Source organism: Pseudomonas sp. RW3S2, assembly GCF_014268955.1.
GTDB lineage: Bacteria > Pseudomonadota > Gammaproteobacteria > Pseudomonadales > Pseudomonadaceae > Aquipseudomonas > Aquipseudomonas wayambapalatensis.
The window spans coordinates 112,724-124,173 of sequence record NZ_JABWRM010000016.1; the positions used below are offsets into that span (position 1 = coordinate 112,724).

The following is an 11,450-nucleotide window of genomic DNA, read 5'->3' on the forward strand; positions in this document are numbered from 1 at the left end:
CGGCCGGGGCAGTTGATGAGGATGCGCGATGGGTTCATGCGTAATTCGCATAGTTGTCGAATGGCGGTGAAATCCAGGGAAACCGGGGATAAGCTGCTCCACTGGTAAACGCGGTGTCTGTGGGAGCGGGCTTGTCCCGCGATCGGGCGCGTAGCGGCCGTAAAACCGGACACCGAGATACATCAGAAAGATCTCGGTTGCCTGGCTTGCGGCCGCTGCGCGCCCGATCGCGGCACAAGGCCGCTCCCACAGGAACCGGCTGCAGAATCTGCGCGCCACCCACAGGCCCACCACCATGCAAACCAAATGGATCGATGACCTGCTGGCCATCGCCGAGACCAAGAGCTTTTCCCGCGCGGCCGAGATCCGCTGCATCACCCAGTCCGCACTGTCGCGACGCATTCGCTCGCTGGAGGAATGGGTCGGCGTCGAGCTGGTCGACCGCAGCACCTATCCGGTGCAACTGACCGCCGCCGGCAAGACCTTCTGCGACGAAGGCCGAGACGCGCTGTCGATCTTCCATGACTTGCGCTCGGCGCTGCGCCGCGGCGAGCGCATGCCCGGGCGCTCGATTCAGGTGGTGGCCGGGCACACCCTGTCGATGACCTTCCTGCCCACCTGGTTCGCCGGTTTCCAGCGCCGCTACGGCTACTTCAACGCGCGGGTGCTGGCCGCCAACGTGCAGGAGGCGGTCATCGCCCTGGCCGAAGGCAGCTGCGACCTGATGATCGGCTACAGCCACCCGCGTGCACCGATCATCCTCGACCCTGACAAGTTCGTCGGCCTGCGCCTGGGCAGCGATGCCTTCTTTCCGGTGTCGGCGCCCGACGCCGAAGGCCGCCCGCTGTTCGCCCTGCCGGGGGCGGCGGGCAAACCCACCCCCTACCTCGCCTACACCACCACCTCGTTTCTCGGGCGGGTGGTGGATGTGTTGCTGCAGGGCAACGCGCAGCCTCACCTCAAGCGCTTCTACGAAGCCGACATGGCCATGCACCTGATGCGCATGGCCCGCGAAGGTTATGGCATCGCCTGGCTGCCGGAGTCGGCGGTCGAGGAGGAACTGGCCAGCGGTCGGCTGGTGCGCGCAGGCGGGGATGAGTGGAGCGCGGAACTGGAAATCTGGTCGTTCCGCTCGATCGGCAACAGCAACCCGACCATGCTCGAGCTGTGGAAGTCGCTGGAACGCGACCTGCGCTGAAACGCCGCCGGGGCCCTTGCGGCCCCGGCTTCAGGTGGATTGACGGACGATCAGAACTTCAACTGCCACTGCCCCATCACGGCATGGTTGCGTGCATTGCTGCCCAGCTCGCCGTTGTAGCCCAGGCCCACACTCTGCCGCGCACTGAGCCCCAGCTCCAGCCCGGCCTCGACCACCAGGCTGTCACGGTCCAGCGCGCTGCCCTGGACGCTGAACGCATCGCCTCCGGCCAGGAAGGCCTGGCGCGTGCGAGTGTCGAGATTGCCATAGGTGTGGCGCCAGCCCAGGCTGGCGCGGGGCGTCAGGCTCATGCCGTTGTCCAGTTGCCCAAGGTGCGCGATGCGCACGCCGAAGGTGCTGGTGACGTTGTCCTGCGTGTCGGCATCCACCGCCAAGGCAGCATCGCCGCCCTTCTCGCGGTAGCTGTCGCGGTGGTAGCGCTGGTAGCCCAGGTTGGCGAAGGGCTCGGCACTCAGGCGCCCGCTGCCCAGGGCATAGCCCAGCTCGGCGAAGGCTTGCTGGCTGTCGGCATCGTAATTGCCCTTCAGGCGCTCATCGAAGCCATCGAAGGCCACGCTGCGCTTGCTGTCGCCGTCGTGGCTGCTGTACGCCGCGCCCAGACGCAGGGCCAGCGGGCCGCTCTGGCGTTGGGCGTAGAGGCCGGCATGCCAACTGTGCACCTTGCCGTCCAGGCCGCTGGCGTCCAGGCGGGTGCGCGAGTATCCGCCCAGCACGCCCAGGCGCCAGTCGCTGCCCACCGCCCAGTCCAGGCCCATCACCGCGCCTCCCGTGCGCTGCTCCAGGTTGCTGGCGCCGTGGCTGCCATCGACCTTGCCATAGCTGCCCAGTACCTGGCCCCACACACGCCCCTGGGCGTTGGGGTCGTTGAGGTTGCGCACGCCCTGGGGCAGGCCGGTGGCGGCGAGCACCGGGGTGTCCTGCTGATCCAGGCCCACCAGCAGCCCGGCATTGCTGCCCATCGACTGCAAGGCACCCAGCATGGTGCTGCCCACCTGGGCGCTACCGGCCAGGGTGGCGGCGGCGAGGTTGGCGGTGTTGCTGCCCGACAGCTGCTCGATGGCATTGCCGGCGCTGGCGTTCGAAGTATTGAGCAACGCACTGTACAGCGCACCGCCGCTGCCCAGGCTGGCCAGGCTGCGCGCCGCAGCGCCACCGTTGGCGCTGCGGGCGAACTGGTCGAAGGCGACATCGTTGCGGCTGTAGGTCAGGCCCACCGACTGGCTGGTATAGCTCAGTTTCGGGGTGAGGAAGGCGTAGTCGCTGGTGACCTGGCCAAAGGTGCCGTTGATCGCACCGGCGTTGAGCACGGTGTACTGGCTCTGCCAGGGGTACTGGCCCGGGGTCGGCTGGATGCGCAGGGTGGCACCGCCCAGATTGGCGGTACCGGTGACGTTGATCGGCGCACTGCTGCCGTCGGCGTTGACGCCATAGACCAGGCTGGCGCCCGAATCGAACTTCAGGTCGCCCTTGACCGTGGCCACGCCCAGCCCGGTGTTGGTCAGCATCGTGCCCCTGACGTCGAGGCCACCGACCACACCACCGCCCGCGTAGGTCGCCCCCTGGTACACCCGCACGCTGCCGAGCACACTGCCCTGGTTGACCAGCGCCGCGCCCTGGGTGATCTCGCCACCCTGGCTGAAATCGTTGACGCTGCTCAGCGTCCAGGTGCCGCCGGAGACCAGCAGCTTCTCGAAGTTGGCGCTGTTGCCAAACTGGCCGCTGCCCTCGAGCTGCAGCGTATCGACGCCATCGCCCGCATCCACCAGGCCATTGAACACCCCACCAGTGCGCACGATCAGCCGATCGTCGCCGCCGCCCATGCTCAATGCCAGGCCGTTGCCACCGCTGATGGTGCCGCTGTTGATCACGGTGTCATCGAAGTTGCCGACCAGCTTGATACCGAAACCGCGCTCACCACGAATGGTGCCGGCGTTGTCGATGGTAGTCGCGCCGACACCCGAACCTTCGGCACCGTCGTCCACCAGGATGCCGTTGTCGACGCTGCGGATCAGGCCGGTGCTGGTGTTGGTGACCGTACCGCCGCCCATGGCGATGCCTTCGCTGCCATTGGGCCGCCCGCCGCTGTCCACGCCCTTGGCGCCCAGGCCCTGGATGGTGCCGGCGTTGTAGACGTGGCCGATGAAGTCGATATCGACGCCGTCGCCATCGCCATTGATCTTGCCATCGGCGATGGCACCGGTGATGGTGCCCCAGTTGTACACGCTGCCGGTGCCGTCGGAGCCGAAGCCCGAGCCGTTGCGCCCGGTAACGCTGGCACCGGCATAGTTGTAGAGGGTGGCGTCGGTCTTGAGGTCCACGCCGTGACGGTCGGCACTGATGCTGCCGTAGTTGTACACAGTGACACCGGTCGAAGTACCGATCTTGATGCCGTCGTATTTCTGGTCCAGGCCGTTGGCATCCTGCGGTGCGGTGTCGGTGTAGATACGCCCGTAGTTGGTGATGGTAGCGTTGGAGCCGGTCTTGATCGCGTCATTGCCCACGGCATGGATCACGCCGCTCGCTTCGTTCACCAGGGTAGTGCTGAAGCCCGGGTTGTTGAGGGCCTCCAGATCGATGGCCTGGCCATCGGTGATGGATTCGATGGTCCCGGCGTTGCTGATCTTGAGGCTGCCACCCGCGGTGGGGTTGGTCTGGAAACGGATACCGTCGTTGGTCCCCTGGATCAGCGCCCCGGCGCGGTTGGTGATGACGAAGAAGCTCTGGTCGGTGCCGCCATCCTTGGTGTCGATACCGCGGGCCACGGTGGAGCGAATGATACCGGCGTTATCGACGCTGACCGTGGTGCCGCTGGTCTGCTTGGGCAGGATCACCCCGTCGTCGGCACCCGAGACGATGCTGCCGGTCGGCGTCACCTTGAGCGTGTCGCCCTTCTTGAGTTCCAGCGTGCTGGTACTGGCATTGCCAACCTGGTAATCGGTGGCGTTGGCGGCCAGGGCAGCACTGGCCAGGGCGACACACAGGGCCAGACGGTGCGGCGTGAAATGCATGTTGGGGCGACCATTGTGATTGTTGATGGCCGGCCAATATGGCTATCAGATATTACCGTTTGATTGACAACCCGCGCCGACCGCCTTCAACCAGCGCCCCACCTCGGCGTAGATTCCCTCCACGGCCTCGACCATCCCCTGCATCCGCAGAAAATCGTGGGTCAACCCCTGCTCCACCCGCCACTGCAGCGGCACGCCGGCCTTTTCCAGGGCATGTGCCCAGGCCACGCCTTCATCCAGTAGCGGGTCATGCCCGGCCAGCGCCATCCAAGTAGGCGCCAGGCCCTCGAGCGAGGTCAGGTGCAACGGCGACACCCGCCAATCGAGGCGCTGCGATGGGTCACGCACGTAATGCCGGTAGAACCACTCCAGGGTTTCGCTTTCGAGCAGGTAACCCTCGGCATATTGCACGTGGGACGGCCGCTGGCGGCTGATATCGGTGACCGGGTAGAACAGCAACTGCGCCAGCGGGCGCAACACCGCCCCCTCCTGCTGCTGCGCGGCCGTGGCGGCGACGACGATGGCCAGGCTGGCCCCGGCGCTGTCGCCACTGACCACCACCCTGCGAGCATCCAGGCGCCGCGCCTCGCCGTGTTCCACCAGCCAGCGGGCACTGGCCAGGGCATCGTCCGCAGCCGCCGGGAAGGGTGCTTCCGGTGCCAGGCGGTAGGCTGGCGCCAGCACCGCAAAGTCGCTGCACATGGCCAGGCGACGACACACCGCATCGTGGGAGTCCAGGCTGCCGACCACATAGCCGCCACCGTGGAAATACAACAGCACCGGCTGCAGGCCGTCCACCGGCGACTGCCGGCGATACAAGCGTGCCGACAGCGGTTGGCCCTCGCCATCCACCATCTGCAGTTGCTCGACCTGCAGGTCGCCAGGCGGGCTTGGGTCGAGCACCTGGGAGCTGCGTTCGAATTCGGCGCGGGCCTGCTCGACGCTCATCTGGTGCATGGGTTGGCTGCTGCCGGTCAGTCGGCCCAGCTCGACCAGTTCGAGAAAACCGGCCAGGTCAGGATGCAAAGACATTGGGAAATTCCTCGGAAGACGCGATACGGGCGCCCGCCAGTGCGGCGAGCGCCCGAGGTTTCAATGGCTGAACGTCGGTGCCAGGCTGTCGCGGATATCCGCCAGTACGCTGGGGTGCTGCAGCAATTCGAAGTGCCCTGCCGCCAACACTGCACTGGCCTGGCAATGCCCCAGCGCCGCCTCGAAACTGGCGCGCTCACGGCTGCCGACGCCTTCGCCCCACCAGCAGCGCGCCTCGGCCGCCACGGCAGGCAGGCTGTGCAAGGCCTCGCCCAAGGCTTTCAGGCGCATGGCCACGACGAAGGTGTGCGCCAGGTCCTGCGCCTCGATCCGGGCGTAGACGTCCGAGGTGCTGCCCTGTTGGCGCAGTTGCCCGATCTGCACCGCCAGGGCATCGGCGTCCAGTTGCGTCAGCGTTGCAGGGTCGAGCGCCGCTGCGGGCGCATCGCCCAGGGTGACCGCCACGAAACCGTGGAAGTCGTCACGCCAGTCGCCGCTCGGTGCAGCCAGCCCCGGCAGGTAACTGTCCACCAACCCCAGCAGGCTGACCTCGCGGCCGAGGCGGATCAACTCGGCGGCCACCAGCACCGCCAGCGGCCCACCCAGCGACCAGCCCAGCAGCCGCAGCGGCCCTTCAGGCTGCCTGCGCAGCACGACCTGGGCATAGTCGCCGGCCATTGCCGCCAGCGAGCTGTCCTGCCACTCGCGGTCCAGCAGCATGCGGCATTGCAGGCCGTAGACCGTGCACTGCCCGTCCAGGTAGCGGGCCAGCGGCTCGTAGTCGAACACCGTGCCGAAGCCGGCATGCAGGCAGAACAGCGGCGAGGTGCCGTCGACGATACGGTTGAGCGCCAACAACGGATCCGGCGCCTGCGGCTTGCGTTCGCTGCCGCACAGTTGGGCGATGGTCGGTTTGCCCATGATGTCGCGCAGTTTCAGGCTCAGGCCCAGCTCAGGTGCCGCGCGGACCTTGCCCAGCACCTTGAGTACGCGCAGCGAGTCGCCGCCCAGTTCGAAGAAGTTGTCGGTGATCCCGACCTGGTCGAGCTCCAGCACCTCCTGCCAGATACGCACCAGCGCCAGTTCCTGCGGGGTACTGGCCGGCACGTGCTCGCGCGCCTTGAACTGCGGATCAGGCAGGGCCTTGCGGTCGAGCTTGCCATTGGCGCTCAGCGGCAGCGCCGCCAGCAGGATGATCTGCGCCGGGACCATGTAGTCCGGCAGCTCATCGGCCAGGTGCGCACGCAGGCGTTCGGCCAGATTGGCATCCGCCTCGGCCACCACATAGGCGACCAACTGCTTGCTGCCATTGACCTCCCGCGCGACCACCACGGCATCGCGCACCTCGGCGCGCCCACGCAGGCGCGCCTCGATCTCGCCCAGCTCGATACGGAAACCACGCACCTTGACCTGATTGTCGAGCCGACCGAGGTAGTCAAACACGCCATCGGGGCGACGGCGCACCAGGTCGCCAGTGCGGTACAGACGCCCGCCCGCCTGCGCGAACGGGTCACAGACGAAACGCTCGGCCGTCACGTCCGGACGTTGATGGTAACCCCGCGCCAGGCCCTCACCGCCGATGTAGAGTTCACCTGCAACCCCGTCCGGTACGGGATTGAGTGCAGCGTCCAGCACATACAGGGTGCGCTCGCCGACCCGAGTGCCGATCGGTGCATACACCGCCTCGCACGGCTGGCTGGCCGCGACGCGCCAGAGCAACGGGGTGACCACGGTTTCGGTCGGGCCGTAGCCATTGGTCAGCGCCTGCGGGCGCAGGTTGCGGCGCACCAGGTCGTAGTTGGCCTGGGCCACCGCATCGCCACCGAAGCAGTAGATGCGCACTGCCGGCGGCTCGCGGCCTTCGGCGTATTCAGCCAGTTGCTGCAGGTAGGCCGGGGGGAAGCAGGCGATGTCGATGCGCTCGGCATGCAGCGCTTGCCAGGTCTGCTCGGGCGTCCACAGTTCGCCTGGGCGGATCACCAGGCAGCCGCCATTGCTCAGGGTGGACAGCCAGCGCTCCTGGGCGCCGTCGAAGGCGAACGACATGAACAGCAGCTCGCGGGTGCGCACGTCCATCTCGTAGCGCTCGGCGATCGCCGCGCAGTGCATGGCCAGCGGGCCGTGGGTCACCGCCACGCCCTTGGGCTTGCCGGTCGAACCCGAGGTGTAGATCAGGTAGGCCAGGTTGTCCGGCGACACTGCCGCGGCGCCACGGATAAGGCCCGGCGCGTCGAGGTCAAGGCTGTCGAGAGGCAGCCAGTTCACCCCGTCGCGCTGCGGCAGGCGCTCCTGCACGCTGTGCTCGGTGAGGATCAACGAGGCGTTGCTGTCTTGCAGGATCCAGTCCAGGCGCTCGCGGGGGTAATCGATGTCCAGCGGCACATAGGCGCCACCGGCCTTCATCACGGCGTAGAACGCCACCACCATGTCCACCGAGCGCTGCAGGGCCACGCCCACCCGCACTTCCGGGCCGACACCCTGCGCCACCAGCAGCTCGGCCAGGCGGCTGGCCCGCTGTTCGAGTTGCGCGTAGGTCAACTGGCGACCGGCACACACCAGCGCAACCTGGGTCGGGCGCTCACGGCTGTGGCGGGCGATCTGCTCGCCCAGCAGCGCCGTCGGCGCCTGCCCGCCCAGGCGGTTGGCCTCGAGCAACTGGCGCTGCCCGGCCTGATCGAGCAGGCCGAGGTTGCCAAGCCGAGCCTGCGGCTGGTCGAGCATCCCCTGCAGCAAGGTCTCGAAGCTGGCGAGGATCTGCGCAACGCTGGCCGGCGTGAAACGCCCGACCAGATAGAGGAACTCGATCTTCAGGGTCGTGCCCAGGTGCACCGCCAGGTCCATGGCGTAGTTGGTCACGTCACGGGTGCTCACCTGGCCGAACTGCAACTGCTGGTCCTGGGCCTGGGCCAGGCGCTCGTCCACCGGGTAGTTCTCGAACACGATGATGCTGTCGAACAGGCCACCGGCGCCCTGCCCGGCCCAGCGCTGGATATCGGCCAGCGCCGTGTGCTCATGGTCGCGCACCTCCAGGTTCCAGGCTTGCAGGGCCTGCAGCCATTGGTCCAGCGGCTGCTGGTCGGACAGGGTCTGGATGATCGGCAAGGTGCTGATGAACAGGCCGAGCATCTCGCCCGAACCCGCCAACTCCGCCGGGCGCCCGGCCACCGTGGCGCCGAAGCACACGGTCTGCTGCCCGGTATGGCGCTGCAACAGCAGCAGCCAGGCCGCCTGCACCAGCGTGTTGGGGGTCACCCGCAATTGCTGGGCGACCTCACGCAGGCGTTGGGTGCGTGCGCCATCCCAGTCTAGGTACAGCGCCGCATGGCCTTCAGCCTGTGCATCGGTCGGCAACGGCAGGCTGGCGCTGAGGCTGGTCGGCCCCTCCAGCCCTGCCAGGCGCTCGCGCCAGAAGGCTTCCTGGCGCGCCGCCGGCTGCTCGCGCAACCAACCGATATAGTCGCGGAAATGCCCGCGTTTGGTGGGCAGCGGATGCCCGGCATAGCACTCGAAGACCTCGCCCATCAGGCGCGAATTGGACCAGCCGTCCATGAGGATATGGTGGCTGGTCCAGATCAGTTGGGTGGTGTCGTCATCCAGGCGCACCACGCTCAGGCGTGCCAGCGGCGCCTCGAGCAGCTCGAAGCCGCGCGCGCAATCCTCATCGGCCAGCGCCTGCAGGGCGCCAGGTTCGACAGTGCGCTCGCGCCAGTCCAGGCAGCGCGCCGGCAGGCTGCCCTGGCGGTAGACCACCTGCAGCGGCTCGGCCAGGTGGCTGGCGGTCCAGAAACCGGTGCGCAGGATCTCGTGGCGTGCCACCACCTGCGCCCAGGCGGCGATGAACGCCTCGGCGTCCAGGCCCTTGACCTCGATGCTGGTCTGGTTGATGTACAGGTTGGCTGCCGATTCCTGGGTGTGGAACAGCATGCCCAGCTGGGTCGGTGACAGCGGGTAGATGTCCTCGACCTGCTCCAGCAGGCCGGGGAAGCGGTCAAGCTGGGCTTGGTCGAGCCCGCACAGCGGGAAGTCCGAAGGCGTCGCGCCGCGCACCGGCAGTTCCACGCAGTGGCGCACCAGCGCGCCGAGCTGCTCGATGTAGCGCTCGGCCAGGGCCTGAATCTCGTCGGGGGCGAACTGCGCACGGCTGAAGATCCAGTTCAGGCTCAGCTCGCCGCCATACAGCTGGCCATTGACCGTCAGCCAGTTGCCCAGCGGTGCATCCTCGCCCTGTTCCGCACCCGCAGACTCGTTGGCCGGGGTGAACAGCGCACCGTCGTCCACGGCGAAACTGCCGTCGAACTGGCCCAGGTAGTTGAAGGTCACCCGCGGCTGCGGCAAGGCCGCGAGCAGCGCTCGCACCTGCGGCTCGCCGTAGTAACGCAGCGCCCCGAAGCCGACGCCCCGATGCGGAATGGCGCGCAGTTGCTCCTTGACCTGCTTGATCGAAGCCCCCAGCTCGGCAGCCGGCGTCAGGCACACGCTGAACATCGAACTGAACCACCCGACGGTACGGGTCAGGTCGATGTCGTCGAACAGGGCTTCGCGTCCGTGCCCTTCCAGCTGCACCAGGGCGTGCTCGTCACCGGTCCAGGCCACCAGGGTGCGCGCCAGGGCCGTCATCAACAGGTCGTTGATCTGGGTGCGATAGGCCGCCGGGGCCTGCTGCAGCAATTGTCGGGTCAGGGCCGCATCCAGGCGCACCTGCACCGTGGCGGCGTCGCGATTGAGCAGAGGTTGCGTCGGCGCGGCTACAGGCCAGTGCACCTGCACCTCGCGCAGACGCTCCCAGTACGCAAGCTCCGCCTGGCCCTGCTCGCTGTGCGCATAGCTTTCCAGGCGCTCGGCCCAGGCCTTGACCGAGCTGGTGCGTGGCCCGAGGTCCGGAGCCTGGCCAGCAAGGCTCTGCTGATAGGCGCTCTGCAGGTCGTCGAACAACACCCGCCACGACACGCCATCGACCACCAGGTGGTGAATCACCAGCAACAGGCGCTGGCTGTCGTCGGCAAGAGTGACCAGCACCGCGCGGACCAGCGGGCCATCGGCCAGGTCGAGGCTTCGCTGCACCCGTTCACCCAGGGCTTGCAGGGCGTCGGGCTGCACCCCCTCGACCCGTTCCAGCAACGTACCGATCGTGCTCACCTCACGGAACTGTGCCTGCCACTGCCCGTCCACCTGGGTGAAACCCAGGCGCAGCGCATCATGCTGCACCAGCAGCGCCTGCAAGGCGCGCTCCAGGGCATCGGCGTCCAGCGCCCGGGTCGGTTGCAGCAGCACCGATTGGTTCCAGTGCGCGCGCTGCGCCAGCGGCAGCTCGAAGAACGCCTGCTGGATCGGCAGCAGCCCCGCCCTGCCCGTCACCGGCCCCTGCTCGGCCTCCTGACCTGCGGCCTCGATGCGCACCGCACCGGCCAGGCCCTGGATGGTCTGGTGGCGGAACAGGTCCTTGGGCGTGAAGCGGATACCGGCCTGCCGCGCGCGGCTGACCACCTGGATGGAGATGATCGAGTCGCCACCCAGTTCGAAGAAGTTGTCGTTGACGCCAATCTGCTCCAGCTTGAGCACGTCCTGCCAGATTCTGGCGAGGGTCTTTTCCACGGCGCTCTGCGCCGCGACATAGGCCTGTTTCGACTGGCCGACCGTAGGGTGCGGCAACGCACGCCGTTCGAGCTTGCCGTTGGGGCTCAGCGGCAATTGCTCGAGCAGCAGCAGGTGCACCGGCACCATGTAGTCCGGCAGCACCGCACCCAGGCGCTCGCGCAAGGTGGCGCGCAAGGCTTCGGCCACCGCGTCGTCCGCCACTGGCGTGCTTGGCACCAGGTAGCCCGCCAGTTGCAGGCCACCGGCACCCGGCACCGCCAGCACCACGGCCTCGCGCACTTCGTCCTGCTCCATCAGCCGTGCTTCGATCTCGCCCAGCTCGATGCGCAGGCCACGGATCTTCACCTGATGGTCGATACGCCCCATGTACTCGATCACGCCGTCGGCGCGGTAGCGCGCCAGGTCACCAGTGCGGTACAGCCGCTCGCCGTCACCGAAGGGGCTGGCGACGAAGCGTTCGGCGGTCAGCCCAGGACGGCGGTGATAACCGCGCGCCAGGCCGGCGCCGCCCAGGTACAACTCGCCCACCACGCCCACCGCCACCGGACCGAGACCGGCGTCCAGCACGTAGGTTTGCAAGTTGGCGATCGGCTCGC

General features: G+C 67.7%; 4 protein-coding genes. 1 reads left to right on the forward strand and 3 read right to left on the reverse strand.

Annotation, left to right across the window (positions count from 1 at the left end; genetic code table 11):
• Positions 1–295 precede the first annotated feature (295 nt).
• Positions 296–1,198 (forward strand): LysR substrate-binding domain-containing protein, encoded by a 903-nt coding sequence (locus HU748_RS21130; protein WP_186721813.1) that lies wholly within the window; start codon positions 296–298, stop codon positions 1,196–1,198.
• A 50-nt stretch (positions 1,199–1,248) separates the two neighbouring features.
• Here HU748_RS21130 and HU748_RS21135 read toward each other — a convergent pair whose 3' ends face one another.
• The 3 genes from HU748_RS21135 to HU748_RS21145 are packed head-to-tail and all read right to left on the reverse strand — an operon-like array spanning position 1,249 to position 11,433.
• Positions 1,249–4,227, reverse strand: coding sequence for an autotransporter outer membrane beta-barrel domain-containing protein (locus HU748_RS21135; protein ID WP_186721815.1), 2,979 nt, complete (start codon positions 4,225–4,227; stop codon positions 1,249–1,251).
• Positions 4,228–4,272: 45 nt separating this feature from the next.
• Entirely contained in the window at positions 4,273–5,259 is a 987-nt protein-coding gene (locus HU748_RS21140; RefSeq protein ID WP_186721817.1) for an alpha/beta hydrolase, read from the reverse strand.
• Positions 5,260–5,319: 60 nt separating this feature from the next.
• Positions 5,320–11,433 carry a non-ribosomal peptide synthetase gene (locus HU748_RS21145; RefSeq protein ID WP_238343426.1) on the reverse strand — a complete coding sequence of 2,038 codons (6,114 nt, stop codon included), beginning with the start codon at positions 11,431–11,433 and terminating at the stop codon, positions 5,320–5,322.
• Positions 11,434–11,450: the final 17 nt, after the last annotated feature.